Genomic DNA, 16,648 nt, shown 5'->3' with positions numbered 1-16,648 from the left:
GGGAAGGAGTCCTGTGGCAAAGGACCGATCACAGCGCGATGAATACACCACCCCGCTCCGCCGTCTGCTGCTGGGGATCGTGGTTCTGTGCCTTCTGGGCATCTTTCTGGTCTGGCGCATTGACAGCCCTCGCGTCGAACGGTTTCGGGCGCAGGTTGTCAACAACGTGGTGCCCTCGATGGATTGGGCGATGGTTCCGGTTACCGCTGCGGTCAATCTGGCACGGGATTTTCAGAGCTATCAACGCCTGAGCGAGCAGAACCAGGAATTGCGCAGCGAGTTGCGTCTGATGCGCGCCTGGAAAGAGGCCGCACTGCAACTTGAGCAGGAAAATGCCCGGCTTCTGGATCTAAACAATGTGCGTCTCGATCCGCGCCTGACCTACATTACCGGGGTCGTCATGGCCGATAGCGGTTCTCCGTTCCGGCAGTCGGTTCTGTTGAACGTGGGCGAGCGTGACGGAATCATGGATGGATGGGCCACCATGGACGGGATTGGCGTTGTCGGTCGTATCTCGGGTGTTGGTCCAGATACCGCACGGGTGATCCTGATGACCGACGCATCCAGCGCGATACCTGCCACGATTCAACCGTCGGGGCAGACCGCTCTGATTGCCGGGGACAACACCGCCGCGCCTGTGGTTGAGTTTCTGGAGAACCGCGAACTGGTGCGCCCGGGCGACAGGGTTGTGACCTCGGGGGATGGCGGCGTTTTCCCTGGCGGCCTGCTGATCGGTCAGATTACCGCTGATCCGGGTGGCCGCCTGCGGGTGCGGCTGTCTGCAGATTTTGAACGGCTCAAATTTCTAAGAGTGCTACGCTATCAGTCTGCGCCACTTATTCAGGACCCCGGAGGAATTGTCGGCCCACGCCAACCCGAGGCGGCACTGACACCGACGGAGACCGGCGATGGATAGTGCCGCGTCCAATCTGTGGCTCAAACGTGGCCTGTATCTGCTGTTGGCGCTGCTGGTCTTGTTCCTGCACCTGCTGCCACTGGACACGCAGCCGGATCGCTGGCCGTTTCCGGATTTCCTGATTGCGTTGACCTTTGCCTGGGTTCTGCGGCGACCCGAATATGTGCCAACCCTGCTGGTCGCCCTGATCATGCTGGCAGCCGACCTTCTGTTTCAACGTCCCCCCGGCTTGCTGGCCGCGCTTGTTGTGTTGGGTACTGCCTATCTTCGGTCCGCAACTCCCGGGTTGCGCGACGCGGGCTTTTTGGGCGAATGGACCACCGTTGCCGTCGTGATCACAGCTGTTTTTTTCCTGAATCGCGTCATTCTTGCTATTCTGTCCGTGCAACAAGCGGCATTGGGGATGGTCGTGGTGCAAGTGGTTCTGACAATCGGGATCTACCCATTGATCGTTCTGCTCAGTCAGAACGGTTTTGGTGTGCGTCGTGTCGCACCTTCTGACCCTGGCCTGTCGGGAGGGCGGTAATGAAACAGCGCAAACCTAAGTCACAGGGCCTCGCCTATAAACGTTTGCCACGCCGTGCGCTGATCCTTGGAGGCCTGCAAGCCGCTTTTATCGGGGGTCTGGCTGCCCGGATGCGGTTTATGCAGGTAGATCAGGCTGACGAATACCGCCTGTTGGCCGAGGAAAACCGGATTAACATCCGCCTGATCCCGCCCACTCGTGGTCGAATATACGATCGCAACGGGCAGATCATCGGGCAAAACTCTCCGTCCTACCGTATCGTCATGGTGCGCGAAGATGCGGGCGATGTTGAAGCCGTCATCTCCAAGCTTTCTGAACTGATCCCACTGACCGAGGATGAGGTCGAACGCGCCATGACCGAAATGCGCAGATCGGCCCCGTTCCTGCCGGTCACTCTGGCCGATCAAGTCACCTGGGAAGATATCTCGAAAGTTGCCGTCAACGCCCCCGCCCTGCCCGGTGTCACACCCGAGGTCGGGATGACCCGGCAATATCCCAGATATGAGGATTTCGCGCATATCGTCGGCTATGTCGGACCGGTCAGCGATTACGACCTCAGTCAGATAGAAGATCCGGAACCCGTTCTGCGCATTCCCCGTTTTCAGATCGGCAAGGTCGGGCTTGAGGCCAAACAGGAAATCAGTCTGCGCGGCAAAGCAGGCGCCAAACGCGTCGAAGTGAACGCCACCGGCCGCGTGATGCGTGAACTTGACCGTCAAGAAGGTTTGGCCGGGGCTGATTTGCAACTGTCGGTCGATGCCGATCTTCAACAATACGCTCAGGCCCGTTTGGCTGGTGAAAGCGCCGCAGCAGTGGTGATCGACTGTGAGACCGGTGATATCCGCGCCATCAGTTCCGCACCCAGCTTTGATCCCAACCTTTTTGTGCGCGGAATCTCGGTTGCCGATTACCGGGCTCTGACACAAGACAACTATCGCCCGTTGGCCAACAAGACTGTACAGGGCACTTATCCACCCGGCTCGACCTTTAAGATGATCACCGCCATGGCCGCGCTTGAGGCTGGGGTCATCGGTCCTGGAAACACTGTTTACTGCCCCGGCCACTTGAAAGTCGGCAGTCGCCGGTTCCATTGTTGGAAACGCGGCGGGCATGGTACAGTTGATCTTGGTCTGTCTCTGAAACGCAGCTGCGATGTGTATTATTACGACGTTGCCCTGCGCACAGGCATCGACAATATCTCCGACATGGCTCGTATCTTTGGGCTGGGCGTGAAACACGATATCCCGATGTCCGCAGTGGCTGCAGGGCTTGCCCCCAATCAGGCTTGGAAAGAGCGTGTCCACGGCGAAGAATGGCTGGTAGGTGACACTGCCAATGCCTCAATCGGTCAGGGCTTTATGCTGGCCTCACCGCTGCAACTAGCCGTCATGACAGCCCGGATTGCAACTGGGCGTGCGGTCTCGCCACGCCTTGTGCGTTCGGTCAATGGGGTTGAACAACCCTCGGGCGCGGGGGAACCGCTCGCGGTCAATCGGACTAATCTGGAATATGTCCGCAAGGCAATGTTTTCGGTCTCGAACGACCGGCGCGGGACGGCCTATCGCAGCCGCATCATTTCGGATGAGTTCCGCATGGCGGGCAAGACTGGCACCAGCCAGGTCCGCAATATCACCAAGGCAGAGCGTGCGGCTGGCGTTATCCGCAACGAAGACCTGCCGTGGGAACGCCGTGACCACGCGCTGTTCGTCAGCTTTGCCCCCTATGACAACCCGAAATACGCCGTAGCCGTCGTGGTGGAACATGGCGGGGGGGGGTCGAAGGCCGCGGCACCAGTTGCACGGGATATCATGCTGCAGGCGCTGTACAACGGTACGCCACCACTCGAAGCCTATCCGGCCGCCGATCGTGAGCGTATCAAGGAACAGCAAAAACGGCTGGAGGGCGACCGCCGCCCCAAAGCGCGTCCGCCCCAGAAGGACCGCGCATGAGCTATCTTGAATATGCCGTCAAATCCACGCCATCGGGGTTCCGCAAGTTCCTGTATATGAACTGGCCCCTGACCCTGCTGCTGATCAGCGTGGCCAGCGCAGGGTTCTTGATGCTGTACTCGGTGGCGGGTGGATCATGGACCCCTTGGGCCGAACCTCAGATGGAACGCTTTGGGTTGGGCTTGATCGCGATGTTCACTGTGGCACTGGTCCCGATCTGGTTCTGGCGAAATATGTCGGTTCTGGCTTATCTGGCCTCGATCGCTCTACTTGTGGTGGTCGAGTTGTTCGGAACGGTTGGCATGGGCGCGCAACGCTGGATCGACCTGGGGTTCATGCGCCTGCAGCCATCAGAGGTGATGAAAGTAGCACTGGTGATGGTGCTTGCGGCCTATTACGACTGGCTCCCATCGCATAAAACGTCACGCCCCCTTTGGGTTCTGATCCCTGTCATCCTGATCCTGATCCCCACCTTCATGGTGTTGCGCCAGCCGGATCTCGGCACCTCGATCCTGCTGCTGGCGGCGGGGGGAGGCCTGATGTTTCTGGCCGGCGTTCACTGGGCCTATTTCGCTGCGGTTATTGCCGCAGGTGTCGGTCTGATCGCCACGGTCTTCAACAGCCGCGGAACCGAGTGGCAGTTGCTCAAGGATTACCAGTTCCGCCGGATCGACACCTTCCTTGATCCCTCCACCGATCCGCTGGGCGCGGGGTATCACATCACCCAGTCCAAGATCGCGCTGGGGTCCGGAGGCTGGAACGGGCGCGGGTTCATGCAGGGCACACAATCGCGCCTGAACTTCCTGCCCGAGAAACACACAGATTTCATCTTTACGACACTGGCCGAAGAATTCGGATTTGTCGGCGGCATCACCCTGCTGGTTCTCTATGGGCTGATCCTGATCTTTTGCCTGGTTACGGCCCTGACAACCAAAGACAGGTTTTCCTCTTTGGTCACGCTGGGTATCGCACTGAACTTCTTCCTATTCTTTGCCGTGAACATGTCGATGGTCATGGGCTTGGCCCCAGTCGTAGGAGTTCCCCTGCCGATGGTCAGCTATGGCGGTTCGGCCATGCTGGTTTTGATGGCAGCTTTCGGCATCGTCCAAAGTGCCCATATTCACCGCCCCCGCTGATCCGAAAGGCCCGTTATGACCGCAAACATCCTGTTCTCGGCACGCCCCGAACTATGGCCCGTGTATCAACCCTTAATGACACAGTACCTGACTAATGCCGGGGTCGCGTTTCAGCTAGGCACCACGTTTGAACCAGATCAGGTGGATTACGTCGTCTATGCGCCTAATAGCGGCTTACGGGATTTTGCACCTTACACCCGCCTCAAGGCCGTGCTCAGCCTTTGGGCTGGGATCGAAAGCATCGTCGAGAATGACACTCTGACCGTGCCGCTGGCGCGAATGGTGGACCACGGGTTGACGCAGGGGATGACCGAATGGGTCGTCGGTCACGTGCTGCGCTATCATCTGGGTATGGACCGACACATCACGGTTCAGGATGGGGTTTGGGTCCCAGATCCACCACCGCTGGCCTCGGACAGAACCGTCTGCATCCTGGGCCTTGGCGCATTGGGAGAGGCCGCAGCCCGCGCGCTGTCTGCACTGAATTTCAACGTTACCGGCTGGAGCCGCTCGGCCAAGGCCATCCCCGGGGTCACCTGCTTTCACGGTGAGGATGGGTTGCGTGCGGCACTGACACAGGCCGAAATCGCGGTTTTATTGCTGCCCGATACGCCTGCCACGGAAAACACACTGAACGCCGAAACCCTGTCCCTGATGCCCAAGGGTGCGCATATCATCAACCCGGGCCGAGGACCGCTGATCGACGATCAAGCCTTGCTGGCAGCTCTGGATACGGGCCAGATCGGTCACGCAACGCTGGATGTTTTCCGGGTCGAGCCGCTGCCTGCGAGCCACCCGTATTGGACGCATCCAAACGTCACGGTGACGCCTCACATTGCCTCTGAAACCCGCCCCGTTACATCGGCGCAGGTGATCTGTGAAAATATTCGCAGAGGTGAGGCGGGCGAGCCTTTCCTGCACCTCGTTGACCGCGAATTGGGATATTAGGCTGCGATAAGGCCGCGCCCCTTCAGCAGGGCCTCAACCCCCGGCAAACGACCGCGGAAGGCCAGATACAGGTCTTCGGCTTCGCGGGAACCGCCAGTGGACAGGATATTTTCCTCCAGCGCTTTTGCGCGTTCGGAATCAAAGGCGCCCCCCGCCTCTTCGAACGCGGCGAAGGCGTCTGCATCCATGACCTCGGACCACATATAGCTGTAATAGCCTGCGCTATAGCCGTCACCGGCAAACACATGCGCAAAATGCGGCGTGGCATGGCGCATCCGGATTGCCGTGGGCATTCCCAGATCCGCCAGAACTTCTGCCTGTCTCGCCATCGGATCGTCGGGCACAGCGCCCTCATGAAAGGCCAGATCAACCAGCGCCGAGGCCACATATTCTACAGTCTGGAACCCCTGATCGAAATTGGCGGCCTTGAGCACTTTCTTTAGCATCTCCTGCGGCATCGGCGCGCCGGTTTCGGCATGAGTGGCGAATTCGGCCAGAACCTCTGGGACTTCAAGCCAGTGTTCGTATAGCTGGCTGGGCAGCTCGACAAAGTCGCGCGCAACGGAGGTGCCCGAGATGCTTTCATAGGTCACGTTCGACAGCATCTGGTGCAACGCATGGCCGAATTCATGGAACAAAGTCCGAGCGTCGTCATAAGACAGCAGCGCCGGATCACCCTTGGCGAAATTACAGACGTTGATCACGACCGGAGCCTGCACCTTGGGAAACTTTGCCTGCCCGCGCATCGCGCTGCACCAAGCGCCTGACCGTTTGGAGCCGCGTGCAAAGTAATCCCCGATGAACACCGCGATATGTTGCCCGTTCCGTGTCACTTCCCAGGCCCGGCAGTCCGGATGGTACAGCGGTATGTCCAACTGCTTGAATTCCAGCCCGAACAAACGGTTCGCGCAGGCAAAAGAGGCCTCGATCATGCGATCCAACTGCAGGTACGGTTTCAGCGCAGCCTCATCCAGATCGTGTTCAGCCTTGCGACGTTTCTCGGCGTAGTAACGCCAGTCCCACGCCTCCAAAGGCCCATTCACCCCATCATTCTGCATCATCTGCGTCAGGATTTCAGCATCAGCATTGGCACGCGTTTTGGCAGGCTCCCAAACCTGCATCAGCAGATCACGGACGCGGTCGGGCGTGCGGGCCATTTCGGTTTCCAGTTTGAAATCGGCAAAACTTTCATAGCCCAGCAGCTTTGCACGTTCCTGACGCAACTGCAGGATTTCGGCGGCAATTTCCCGGTTGTCAGTCTCGCCGCCATTTGCCCCCCGGGCAGTCCATGCGTGATAGGCTTTCTGGCGCAAATCCCGGCGCGGTGAAAACTGCAGAAACGGTACGATCAGTGACCGGGACAGGGTGACAACCGGTCCTTTTGCACCCTTTTCCTCACCCGCTGCCCGGGCAGAATTGACCACAAAACCAGGAAGCCCCTGTAGGTCATCTTCGGACAATTCCATGAACCAATCGCGCTCATCGGCAAGAAGGTTCTGGGTGAAGGACGTCCCCAGCGAGGCAAGCCGCGCTTTGATCTCTTGCATCCGCGTGTCTTCGTTTCCCTCAAGCGCCGCACCAGCGCGCACAAACCCGCGATGCGACAGCATCAGAACGCGTGCCTGCTCATCCGTCAGGCCCAGTTCATCCTTGCGCGTCCACAGATCGGCAACCCGCTGAAACAACGCCTTATTCGATGAGATGCCTGAGAAATGCGCGGCCAGCTTGGGTGAAAATTCGCGCTGCAACTCCTCACGCAAGGGATTGCTGTCTGCGCCCGCGACCGTGAAGAATACCGACAGAACCTTGTCCATCATCTCTCCTGCAGCTTCCAGCGCTTCGACCGTGTTGGAAAAAGTCGGGGCCTCCGGGTTAGAGGCAATCGCGCCAATCTCAGCGTTATGGGCCTGCATGGCCGCGTCCAGGGCCGGGGCGAAATCCGTGTCGGATATCGTGTCGAACGGCGCAATTTCGAACGCGCTGGTCCAGGCGGACAGAATCGGGTTGGTCATTGAAGTCTCCTTTGTCCCCTACCTAAGAACGACGGCGTGTTCGATCCAGAGCAGGGGGGTTATCCTTTGCCACAAACGGGGCAATCTGCACGGCGAGGCAGTGTAATCTTGCGGCTTTCGCCATAGAGAGCGTCGTAAATCAGCATCTCACCCCTCAGTGCCAGACCCGCCCCGGTGATCACCTTGATCGCCTCAACAGCCATCATCGAACCGACGACGCCAGGCAAGGGGCCGATCACCCCAGCCTCGGCGCAGGACGGGGCCAGACCTGGAGCCGGAGCCTCGGGGAAAATGCACTGATAACAAGGCGCATCGTTGGCCGGGTCGAAAACGCTGAGCTGGCCTTCCCATTGCGACAGAGCCCCCGAAATCAGCGGCTTGCCCAACGCGACCGCCGTGCGATTGGCCAAATAGCGCGTGTCGAAATTATCAGTTCCGTCCAGGATGACGTCAAAATCGGAAAATAGCTCGGTGGCGACCTCTTCGGTCAGTCGGCGGTGATAGGGCAGAACAACCACATTCGGGTTTTGCGCCAGCATGGCCTGCTGGGCCGAAAAAACCTTGGGCATGCCGATATCCGCATCCTGGTGGATCACCTGACGCTGAAGATTGGCGTTCTCAACCTCATCATCATCAATCACCCCGATCGTGCCGACCCCGGCCGCAGCCAGATACTGCAAAGCGGGCGCCCCAAGCCCCCCGGCGCCGATCACAAGCACGCGGGCCTGCTTCATCTTTTTCTGCCCTGGCCCACCAATTTCGCGCAACACGATATGGCGGGCATAGCGGTCAAGCTCGGTCTCGGAGAATTTGTCTGAGGGCATGGCTGGCTCCTTGTTCGAGGCCGGCGCCGCGCGTTTTCGCAGCGCTTTCAGTCCCCTTCCATAGATCAGAACCAGAACCCCCGTACCAATCAAAATCAACCAGGTCGCAGCAGAACCACCCGTGGCCTGACGCAGGGGGTTGCCAAGGGGCAAAACCAGCTGTGCCGAGATTACCCCCAGCAACAACACCCCAACCGAAATCATCCGTGCATTGCGTGACACGCCAGCCAGATAGCCGAGCCCCCAAAGCGCTGCGGCGATGATCAGGACAAGTAACATCAGCCGCGCCCGGTCGAACCGAACCCGCCTGCACCGCGGTCAGTATCGCTGAGTGTATCCGTGGCCTCGAATGACGCCTGCACCACCGGGGCGACGACCAGTTGGGCGATACGTTCCCCATGGGTGATTTCAAAGCTCTCCTGCCCAGCGTTCAACAGGATCACCCCCAGAGGGCCGCGATAGTCGCTGTCGATCGTACCCGGCGTATTGGGCAGCGTGATCCCGTATTTCAGCGCAAGGCCCGAGCGGGGCCGGACCTGCACCTCATACCCATTTGGGATTTCAATCCGCAGTCCGGTGGGAACCAGAGCCCGCTGACCGGGCAGCAACGTGATCGGTGTCTTGCCCGGGAAGTTTGCACGCACATCCGCGCCTGCCGCTCCGGTGGTTTCATAAGATGGCAAGGGCACCGAAGGGTCGGCCCCGTCCTCACGGATCACACGAATTGCTACCATCGGATATCCTCTTGTCTAACCGGCCAACGCGTCGGAAATCTTGCGTGCCAGTTTTTCGGCCACTGCGTCTTTGCCCATGCGTGGCCATTCCTCGGCCCCATCGTCGGAAATCAGGATCACCGCGTTTTCGGCCCCTCCCATGATCCCGGTCGCAGGGCTGACATCATTGGCAACGATCCAGTCGCACTCTTTGCGCTCGCGTTTGGCGGTCGCATGTTCGATCACGTTGTCGGTTTCCGCAGCAAAGCCAACAACTAGCGCGGGGCGTCCATCGTCCAGCTTGGCGACCCGCTTCAGAATGTCCGGGTTTTCAGCAAAATCCAGCGCCGGAAGACCGTCGCGCGTCTTTTTCAGCTTGCGGTCCGACGCGCTGGCCACCCGCCAATCCGCCACGGCTGCGGCAAATACCCCGGCATCGACAGGCAATGCTGCATCCACCGCGTCTGACATCTGCTGGGCTGTTTCAACCCGCACAACCTCGACCCCATCGGGTGCGGGAACCTCAGCAGGTCCGGTCACAAACACAACCTCTGCACCCAACGCAGACAGAGCACGTGCAATCGCTGTGCCCTGCGCCCCGGATGAGCGGTTCGCGATATAGCGCACCGGGTCAATCGGCTCGTGCGTGGGACCCGAGGTCACAAGAATGCGTTTACCGCTGAGCGGTCCGCTGCCCAGCGATGCCTCAATCGCGGCGACGATCTCAAGCGGTTCCGACATGCGGCCCGGACCATATTCGCCACAGGCCATGTCGCCTTCGTTCGGCCCGACAAAACGAATGCCGTCCGCCTGCAACTGTTCAAAATTACGACGCGTCGCCGGGTGATCCCACATACGGACATTCATCGCAGGCGCACACAGAACCGGTGTGTCAGTCGCCATCAATAGGGTCGAGGCCAGATCATTCGCCAACCCACCTGCCATTTTGCTCATTAAATCCGCAGTCGCCGGAGCGACCACGACAAGATCCGCAGAGCGGGACAACTGGATATGCCCCATCTCGGCCTCATCGGTCAGATCGAACAGATCGCGATAGGCCTTCTCGCCGGCCAGCGCGGCAACAGACAGAGGTGTCACGAATTCTTCTGCTGCGCGGGTCAGGACCGGCGTAACGGCGGCGCCGCGTTCCTTCAGTCGCCGGATCAGATCCAGTGACTTATAGGCAGCAATACCGCCACCAATGATCAGCAGAATCCGTTTCGATGCCAGCATGTTGTGCCCTTCCCGTCTCGGTCGGCCCCGACATTAGGCAAGCGCGCCCGACAGTTCCAGCGGTTAATTCTGCGGTTGAAAGGCCAGGCAGGGGTCTTCTCGGTCCGCGGTCGGGCTGTCGATGACTGCATCATAGTCCCCTTGGATCGTACCGTCTTCAGACTGACCCAGGACATACACTTTAAGACCCGGACGCAGACGCGACAGGAATGTCGGAATACCGCGGTCCTTTCGTGCGTGGCCATTTCCGGTGATAACTGCAACCGGGCCACCGGTTTCGTCAACGGCACGCAATATGGCCCGTGCCAGCACCGCATCACGCAACCTTTGGATCGCAACCAGCTGCGGCAGAGCGCTTTCCGGCAGCGCATCGCAATGCGCCGCCATCTGGTCAGCCTCGCGCGCCGCCTGTTCCGCCTTTGACAGAGGTATGGTCAACCCAAATCGCGCTGCGTCAGCGCCCAGCGCAGTTGCAGCGCCACGTTCCATCGCTGTACGCGCTGCCTTACGCGGGACCATTGCGCCATAGACCGGCGCATCCGTGGCCTGAAAGATCGGGTAATACAGGCTGAGAGGGGGCCAGCCGGATTCCGCCCAACGCAGGATGCGTGACAGTTCTTCGGGATCGGACGCCGCTTTTTGCGCCAGGCGCTGCGCGCCTTCCTCGGTGACCATTTCCCAGACTACGGCGGAGGGGTCGATCAATGTAATCGCCTGTTCCTGAACCAGATGATGGCGGGGATTGTCATGGGTTTCGCCCAGCAAAACAACGTCTGCCATTCGCATCGCTGCCGCGACATCGTCAGGGATCAGGTCATCGGCATGACCGGACCCAGCCATAACCATCAGCGTACACATCAGAATCGCAATCTGTTTCATGCGATGAAGTGTTGCACCTCGCGCGATTGAGCTTCAAGGTTCTTACGCATTTTTACAAAAGCCGCGGCTTCAAGCTGACGCACCCTCTCTTTCGACAGGCCCAGTTCCTGACCCAGGCTTTCCAGTGTGCGCACCGGTTCACGCAGCTTGCGTTCGCGCACTATGAAGCGCTCTCGGTCGTTGAGGGCCTGCATCGCCATCACCAGCCATTCGCGCAACTGTTCGGTGTCGTGCTTGTTCTCAACGGTTTCAGCGGCCTGTTCCCGGTCATCCTCTAACGCGTCGATCCATTCGCGCCCGTCTTCATCCGTGGATTGCACAGCGTTCAACGAGAAATCCGACCCTGCCAGCCGGCCTTGCATCATCTCAACGTCGCGCAACGGAACACCGATCTCGGCTGCTATCATCTGGTGCAACTGGTGACGGTCCAGCGCCATCCCATCAGTGGCCGCTTCGCGTTCAAGCCGGGCCTGGACGCGACGCATGTTGAAAAACAGGGATTTCTGGGCAGAGGTGGACCCGGTCCGAACCATTGACCAGTTTCGCATTACATAGTCCTGGATACTCGCCTTGATCCACCAGACGGCGTAGGTCGAGAACCGAACCCCGCGATCCGGGTCAAATTTGTCAGCGGCCTTCATCAGACCCAATCCGGCCTCTTGGATCAGATCGTTCATCGGCGCGCCATAACGTTTGAACTTGGCCGCCATCGAAATTGCCAGTCGCATATAGGCGGTGATTAACCGGTGCAGCGCCTTTTCATCGCGCTGGTCGCGCCAGGCATAGGCCAGCTTCAACTCGGTTTCTGCATCCAGTAACTCGGCCTTCATCGCCCTGCGCGACATCGAGAAATCGTTTGCGCTGTCCAGTGCCATGGAAATCTCCCTTTTTCGCTGGCGCGGCCCGGGCTTGCCTTGCCGACCCATGGTCGATACGCAGAACAACACCAGGTGGATCACTTAAAAGGTAATGATCGTGGGTTCGGATTTAACCTTTGTGCTGGGCGGAGCAGCCTCAGGCAAGTCGGCATTCGCCGAGCAACTTGTTGTTTTATCAGGGAAAAGCCGCGTTTATCTGGCCACATCACAAGTGTTTGATGATGAGATGCGCGATAAGGTTAAGCGCCATGTTTCACAGCGCGGCAGCGGTTGGGACACGATCGAGGCCCCCTTGGACCTTGGCGCAACGCTGGCCGAGCTGACCCCGGATCAGATCTGTCTGATAGATTGTGCTACCATGTGGCTAACCAATCACCTGCTGGCGGAACACGACCTGCAGCAGGCCCAGACAGCACTGCTTGATGCGTTACGAGACTGTCCTGCCCCGGTCGTCATCGTCTCGAACGAGGTTGGCCACGGGATCGTCCCGGGCAACGCCCTGTCTCGCCAATTCCGCGAGGCGCAAGGCCGCCTGAACATCGCGCTCGCCGCGCAGGCTGATCTGGTGGTTCAGGTCACCGCCGGGCTTCCTGTGGTGTTGAAAGGGCAACTGCCATGACGCGTCTGCATCTAGTCAGGCACGGTCCGACCCATGCCAAAACCATGGTCGGCTGGTCCGATCTGCCTGCTGACCTAAGCGACCACGCCGCCATTGGCCGGCTAAAAAGCTACTTGCCGGCCAACGGGTTGTTGATCTCATCCGACCTGTGCCGTGCCGTTGACACGGCTTCGGCGGTACAGGGCACCCGGCACCGCCTGCCCCACCACCCCGACCTGCGAGAGATCAATTTTGGCAGTTGGGAATTGCGCGGGTTCGAGGAAATCGAGGCCGAAGACCCCGAACTAACCTTCGCCTACTGGGACAATCCCGGTGAAGTTCGCCCGCCAAACGGCGAAAGCTGGAATGAAGTCCGAGCCCGCGTCAACGCGGTTATTGACAGGTTGATTGGCGATCACACCGGCCAGGACCTGATCATTGTTGCCCATTTCGGCGTCATCCTGACACAGGTCCAGCGTGCCATGGATGTGGACGCGCAAGAGGCTTTCGGCCACCGGATCGACAATCTTTCCGTGACGGAGATCACCCATCACGGCGACCGTTGGTCGGTCGGTCGGATCAATCACTGCCCGTGATCAGGCCGCGCACAAATCTCTGTTTTACGGATTGAATAGCCTGAGTCATCCTAGACCCATGACCTATGATTTGTTTATCGGAGACCGCCTGTTTTCCAGTTGGTCCTTGCGTGGTTGGTTGATGCTGGAGAAGTTCGACCTGCCCTATCGAAACCACATGATCGGCCTTTATTCAGGCACTATGGCCGAGGATATGAAACCCCTGTTCCCGGCGCGTCTGGTGCCTGCTCTGCGCCTGCCAGACGGAACTGTGGTTGGTGAAAGCCTTGCCATGGCCGAGACCTTGGCTGAGCGCCACCCACAGGTCGGATTGTGGCCCTCTGACGCGGCTGCCCGCGCCACTGCACGGTGGCTTTGCACCGAGATGGTGGCCGGGTTTTCAGCCCTCCGCGGGGAATGCGCGATGCAGCTGCTTCATAGTTGGAAGGGGTTCGAACCGGCGGCCGAAACGCTTGCTGACCTGCGCCGGATCGAAACCCTTTGGGATCATGCGCGCCAAGTGTCTGGGGCGAACACCGGCCCTTTGTTCGGTACATATTCTTTGGTGGATGTGTTTTACACGCCCGTTGCCGCGCGGATCATCGGTTATGGGCTGCCTGTTTCGGACGCCAACCGGGACTATTGCCTGACCCTCCTGTCGGATCCGGTTGTCAGGCAGTGGCGTGCGATGGGTCTGACAGTCCAGTACGACCCTTTCCCGTATTCGCTGGACCTTCAATCGGATCCCTGGCCAATCGGCGGGGCATCGTCTGCTGTGGCCGCCCAGAGCGGTCCCTCGGTCAACCAGACCTGCCCCTATTCCGGAGAGCCCGTCACAGATTTTCTGGACCTGGACGGTCAGCGCTGGGGATTCTGCAATCGGTTCTGCCGCGACAAAACCCTCGCCGATCCGGAGGCATGGCCGAAATTCACTCAGATGGTCAGCGCCGTTAACGATTCCTAAACCGGCGGCGTGCCAGTAACGACCTGTTAACCAAGCAGGTCGTTCATGGTCGCTCGTTCTCATACAGTCGCCTTTCAAGGTGTCGACGCCCGCCCGGTCGAGGTGCAATGCGCGGTTTCACCGGGGTTGCCTGCCTTTTCCATCGTCGGCCTGCCCGACAAAGCAGTTTCAGAGGCCCGCGATCGCGTCCGAAGCGCGCTAAGCTCGATGGCCATTGCCCTGCCGTCAAAGCGTATCACCATCAACCTATCCCCCGCTGACCTGCCCAAAGAAGGCAGCCATTTCGACCTGCCCATTGCGGTTGCTCTGCTGTCAGCCCTGGAAATCATTCCCAAGGACGCGGCTGAAGGGGCCGTTTCACTGGGGGAATTGTCACTGGACGGGTCTCTTGTGCCTGTTGTCGGGGCGCTTCCTGCCGCGATGACCGCCGCGGCCGAGGACCGAACCCTGCTGTGCCCTCGGGCCTCCAGCGCCGAGGCGGCTTGGGTTGACGCTACTCAGGTGATCGGCGCTGAATCTTTGGGCGATGTTGTCCGCCACTTCTCGGGCCAAGCCCCTTTGCCCGCTGCCCTGCCCGGCGAGGTCAACCTTTCCCCCAGCACCCGCGACCTGCGCGATGTCAAAGGGCAGGAGCGGGCGAAACGCGCGTTGGAGATTGCCGCCGCAGGGCGGCACCACCTGATGATGATCGGCACGCCGGGGTCCGGGAAATCCATGCTGGCCGCGCGCCTGCCGGGGATCTTACCGCCCCTGACACCGGCCGAGGCGCTTGAAACCTCGATGATCCAATCCCTGTGCGGCCTGCTTGACGAAGGCGGCATCAGCCGCACCAGACCGTTTCGCGAACCGCATCATACGGCATCGATGGCGGCCATTGTTGGTGGAGGGAAAGGAGCCAAACCAGGAGAAATCTCATTGGCCCATAACGGGGTTTTGTTCATGGACGAATTTCCCGAATTCCCACGAACCGTCCTGGAAACCCTGCGCCAACCCATCGAAACCGGAGAAGTCATGATTGCACGTGCCAATGCGCATGTGAAATATCCCTGCCGCTTTATGCTGGTTGCCGCCGCCAACCCCTGCAAATGCGGCTACTTGACAGATCCGGCGCGGGCCTGCTCGCGTGCGCCGGTCTGCGGCGAGGATTATCTGGGGCGCATATCAGGCCCGCTGATAGATCGGTTCGACCTGAGGATCGAGGTGCCTCCGGTCGGGTTCACCGACCTTGACCTGCCTCCATCCGGGGACAGTTCGGCCACGGTAGCCGCGCGTGTCGAGCAGGCGCGTGCGGTTCAAGCGCAAAGATACACTGGAACGTCCGCGCGCCAGAATGCGGATGTTGAGGGCAATGTGCTGGAAGAAATCGCCGCGCCGGATGCCGAAGGAAAAGAGCTGCTGTTGAAAGCGGCTGAGAAATTTGGTTTGTCAGCGCGCGCCTTTCACCGCATCTTGCGGGTCGCGCGCACCATCGCCGATCTGGACGGCGCATCAGATGTCCGAAGACCCCATGTGGCCGAGGCGCTGAGCTTTCGCATCAGCGCCAATATTGCATCTTAAAGCCTGGCTTCGATGGCCTGCCAAATCTTTTCTGCGATGTTCACGCCATCAAACCGTTCCAATTCCTGAATTCCGGTTGGCGAAGTCACGTTAATCTCGGTCAGGTAATCGCCGATTACATCGATACCAACAAAAACCTGCCCTTTTTCCTTCAACAAAGGTCCAATGGCTGCGCAAATCTCAAGATCGCGATCCGTCAGACCAACCTTTTCGGGCCGTCCCCCCACATGCATGTTGGATCGTGTTTCACCTTTGGCGGGAACACGGTTGATTGCACCCACAGCCTGACCGTCCACCAGAATGACCCGTTTGTCGCCATTGCTGACATCGGGCAGGAATTTCTGAACGATCAGAGGTTCGCGCGAAAACCCGGTGAACAATTCGTGCAAAGATGTCAGGTTCCGGTCGTTGCCATCCAACCGGAACACCCCCGCACCGCCATTTCCATAAAGCGGTTTCAGGATAATATCGCCGTGCTTTTCTTTGAACGCCTTAATCGTCTGCAGATCGCGGGCGATGGTTGTCGGTGGCGTCAGATCAGGGAAATCCAGCACCAGGAGTTTTTCGGGATAGTTCCGAACCCAGAATGGATCATTTACCACCAGCGCCTGTCCCTTAAGCCGGTCCAGCAGGTGGGTAGAAGTGATATAGTGCATGTCAAACGGGGGATCCTGACGCAGCCAGACCACGTCGAACTCGGCCAGATCAACCTCGCGCTCGGGCCCCAATTCTGCCGGGTTTCCAGCCACGCGCTGCACCGTCATATCGTGGCCGCGGGCCGTGATCCGGCCCTCCTGATAAGCCAGTTTGTCAGGGCTGTAGAAGAACAGCATATGCCCGCGCGCCTGTGCCTCTTCGGCCAGACGGAATGAGCTGTCGGCATTGATATCCACGGCCCCGATCGGGTCCATCTGAAAGGCAATTTTCATGGCGTGTCCCT

The 16,648-nt window shown here is 59.5% G+C and carries 16 protein-coding genes; 9 read left to right on the top strand and 7 right to left on the bottom strand.

What is annotated here, in order from left to right:
* The first annotated feature begins 13 nt into the window (after nucleotides 1-13).
* From mreC to AC2FHX_RS06740, 5 genes are read left to right on the top strand one after another with little or no spacing between them, the layout of a single operon-like run.
* A complete protein-coding gene (mreC, locus tag AC2FHX_RS06760; RefSeq protein ID WP_496700849.1) occupies nucleotides 14-916 on the top strand; it encodes a rod shape-determining protein MreC in 903 nt (300 codons plus the stop codon).
* A complete protein-coding gene (locus tag AC2FHX_RS06755) occupies nucleotides 909-1,442 on the top strand; it encodes a rod shape-determining protein MreD (RefSeq protein WP_142635595.1) in 534 nt (177 codons plus the stop codon). The genes mreC and AC2FHX_RS06755 overlap by 8 nt, the downstream gene beginning before the upstream one ends.
* Complete coding sequence (mrdA, locus tag AC2FHX_RS06750) at nucleotides 1,442-3,391, top strand: penicillin-binding protein 2 (RefSeq protein ID WP_496688933.1); 1,950 nt, start codon at nucleotides 1,442-1,444, stop codon at nucleotides 3,389-3,391. The genes AC2FHX_RS06755 and mrdA overlap by 1 nt, the downstream gene beginning before the upstream one ends.
* Nucleotides 3,388-4,527 carry a rod shape-determining protein RodA gene (gene rodA, locus AC2FHX_RS06745; protein WP_282021619.1) on the top strand — a complete coding sequence of 380 codons (1,140 nt, stop codon included), beginning with the start codon at nucleotides 3,388-3,390 and terminating at the stop codon, nucleotides 4,525-4,527. Before mrdA ends, rodA begins: the two co-directional genes overlap by 4 nt.
* Nucleotides 4,528-4,542: 15 nt before the next feature.
* Complete coding sequence (locus AC2FHX_RS06740) at nucleotides 4,543-5,475, top strand: 2-hydroxyacid dehydrogenase (RefSeq protein ID WP_496700852.1); 933 nt, start codon at nucleotides 4,543-4,545, stop codon at nucleotides 5,473-5,475.
* Here the strand turns inward: AC2FHX_RS06740 and AC2FHX_RS06735 are convergent.
* The 6 genes from AC2FHX_RS06735 to AC2FHX_RS06710 form a co-directional block, all read right to left on the bottom strand.
* Nucleotides 5,472-7,487, bottom strand: a complete 2,016-nt coding sequence (locus tag AC2FHX_RS06735) for a M3 family metallopeptidase (RefSeq protein WP_496700854.1) — start codon at nucleotides 7,485-7,487, stop codon at nucleotides 5,472-5,474. The genes AC2FHX_RS06740 and AC2FHX_RS06735 overlap by 4 nt on opposite strands.
* A 59-nt stretch (nucleotides 7,488-7,546) precedes the next feature.
* On the bottom strand, nucleotides 7,547-8,590 hold the full coding sequence (locus AC2FHX_RS06730; protein ID WP_496691766.1) for a HesA/MoeB/ThiF family protein: 1,044 nt from the start codon (nucleotides 8,588-8,590) through the stop codon (nucleotides 7,547-7,549).
* Nucleotides 8,590-9,045 (bottom strand): dUTP diphosphatase, encoded by a 456-nt coding sequence (dut, locus tag AC2FHX_RS06725; RefSeq protein WP_496691767.1) that lies wholly within the window; start codon nucleotides 9,043-9,045, stop codon nucleotides 8,590-8,592. The genes AC2FHX_RS06730 and dut overlap by 1 nt, the downstream gene beginning before the upstream one ends.
* Before the next feature lie 15 nt (nucleotides 9,046-9,060).
* Nucleotides 9,061-10,257 carry a bifunctional phosphopantothenoylcysteine decarboxylase/phosphopantothenate--cysteine ligase CoaBC gene (gene coaBC, locus AC2FHX_RS06720; RefSeq protein WP_496700856.1) on the bottom strand — a complete coding sequence of 399 codons (1,197 nt, stop codon included), beginning with the start codon at nucleotides 10,255-10,257 and terminating at the stop codon, nucleotides 9,061-9,063.
* Nucleotides 10,258-10,320: 63 nt separating this feature from the next.
* Entirely contained in the window at nucleotides 10,321-11,136 is an 816-nt protein-coding gene (locus AC2FHX_RS06715; protein ID WP_142635578.1) for a ChaN family lipoprotein, read from the bottom strand.
* On the bottom strand, nucleotides 11,133-12,011 hold the full coding sequence (locus AC2FHX_RS06710) for an RNA polymerase factor sigma-32 (RefSeq protein ID WP_142635576.1): 879 nt from the start codon (nucleotides 12,009-12,011) through the stop codon (nucleotides 11,133-11,135). Before AC2FHX_RS06710 ends, AC2FHX_RS06715 begins: the two co-directional genes overlap by 4 nt.
* 100 nt (nucleotides 12,012-12,111) lie before the next feature.
* Here AC2FHX_RS06710 and cobU point away from each other — a divergent pair, with 100 nt between their 5' ends.
* Genes cobU through AC2FHX_RS06690 form a run of 4 tightly spaced genes read left to right on the top strand, consistent with a single transcriptional unit; the run spans nucleotide 12,112 to nucleotide 15,708 of the window.
* The gene (gene cobU / locus AC2FHX_RS06705) at nucleotides 12,112-12,633 is read left to right on the top strand and encodes a bifunctional adenosylcobinamide kinase/adenosylcobinamide-phosphate guanylyltransferase (protein ID WP_271948371.1); all 522 of its coding nucleotides are present in this window, start codon (nucleotides 12,112-12,114) and stop codon (nucleotides 12,631-12,633) included.
* Nucleotides 12,630-13,208 (top strand): histidine phosphatase family protein, encoded by a 579-nt coding sequence (locus AC2FHX_RS06700; RefSeq protein WP_496700858.1) that lies wholly within the window; start codon nucleotides 12,630-12,632, stop codon nucleotides 13,206-13,208. The genes cobU and AC2FHX_RS06700 overlap by 4 nt, the downstream gene beginning before the upstream one ends.
* A gap of 58 nt (nucleotides 13,209-13,266) precedes the next feature.
* Nucleotides 13,267-14,151, top strand: a complete 885-nt coding sequence (locus tag AC2FHX_RS06695) for a glutathione S-transferase (protein WP_142635570.1) — start codon at nucleotides 13,267-13,269, stop codon at nucleotides 14,149-14,151.
* A gap of 45 nt (nucleotides 14,152-14,196) precedes the next feature.
* Nucleotides 14,197-15,708 carry a YifB family Mg chelatase-like AAA ATPase gene (locus tag AC2FHX_RS06690; protein ID WP_496691773.1) on the top strand — a complete coding sequence of 504 codons (1,512 nt, stop codon included), beginning with the start codon at nucleotides 14,197-14,199 and terminating at the stop codon, nucleotides 15,706-15,708.
* Here AC2FHX_RS06690 and gshB read toward each other — a convergent pair.
* Nucleotides 15,705-16,637, bottom strand: coding sequence for a glutathione synthase (gene gshB, locus AC2FHX_RS06685; RefSeq protein ID WP_496696384.1), 933 nt, complete (start codon nucleotides 16,635-16,637; stop codon nucleotides 15,705-15,707). The genes AC2FHX_RS06690 and gshB overlap by 4 nt on opposite strands.
* Nucleotides 16,638-16,648: the final 11 nt, after the last annotated feature.

The sequence above is a fragment of the Ruegeria sp. CDSC042 genome (genome assembly GCF_059610745.1).
The sequence above is the reverse complement of the archived record's forward strand: the minus strand, read 5'-3'. Positions and strand labels throughout refer to the sequence as shown.

Bases quoted from the DNA above. Each gene is read 5' to 3' on its own strand.
- AC2FHX_RS06755 (WP_142635595.1), top strand. From the start codon at position 909: ATGGATAGTGCCGCGTCCAATCTGTGGCTCAAACGTGGCCTGTATCTG.
- AC2FHX_RS06710 (WP_142635576.1), bottom strand. From the start codon at position 12,011: ATGGCACTGGACAGCGCAAACGATTTCTCGATGTCGCGCAGGGCGATG.
- coaBC (WP_496700856.1), bottom strand. From the start codon at position 10,257: ATGCTGGCATCGAAACGGATTCTGCTGATCATTGGTGGCGGTATTGCT.
- AC2FHX_RS06715 (WP_142635578.1), bottom strand. From the start codon at position 11,136: ATGAAACAGATTGCGATTCTGATGTGTACGCTGATGGTTATGGCTGGG.
- rodA (WP_282021619.1), top strand. From the start codon at position 3,388: ATGAGCTATCTTGAATATGCCGTCAAATCCACGCCATCGGGGTTCCGC.
- AC2FHX_RS06700 (WP_496700858.1), top strand. From the start codon at position 12,630: ATGACGCGTCTGCATCTAGTCAGGCACGGTCCGACCCATGCCAAAACC.
- gshB (WP_496696384.1), bottom strand. From the start codon at position 16,637: ATGAAAATTGCCTTTCAGATGGACCCGATCGGGGCCGTGGATATCAAT.
- AC2FHX_RS06695 (WP_142635570.1), top strand. From the start codon at position 13,267: ATGACCTATGATTTGTTTATCGGAGACCGCCTGTTTTCCAGTTGGTCC.
- mrdA (WP_496688933.1), top strand. From the start codon at position 1,442: ATGAAACAGCGCAAACCTAAGTCACAGGGCCTCGCCTATAAACGTTTG.
- dut (WP_496691767.1), bottom strand. From the start codon at position 9,045: ATGGTAGCAATTCGTGTGATCCGTGAGGACGGGGCCGACCCTTCGGTG.
- AC2FHX_RS06740 (WP_496700852.1), top strand. From the start codon at position 4,543: ATGACCGCAAACATCCTGTTCTCGGCACGCCCCGAACTATGGCCCGTG.
- AC2FHX_RS06690 (WP_496691773.1), top strand. From the start codon at position 14,197: ATGGTCGCTCGTTCTCATACAGTCGCCTTTCAAGGTGTCGACGCCCGC.
- AC2FHX_RS06735 (WP_496700854.1), bottom strand. From the start codon at position 7,487: ATGACCAACCCGATTCTGTCCGCCTGGACCAGCGCGTTCGAAATTGCG.
- AC2FHX_RS06730 (WP_496691766.1), bottom strand. From the start codon at position 8,590: ATGTTACTTGTCCTGATCATCGCCGCAGCGCTTTGGGGGCTCGGCTAT.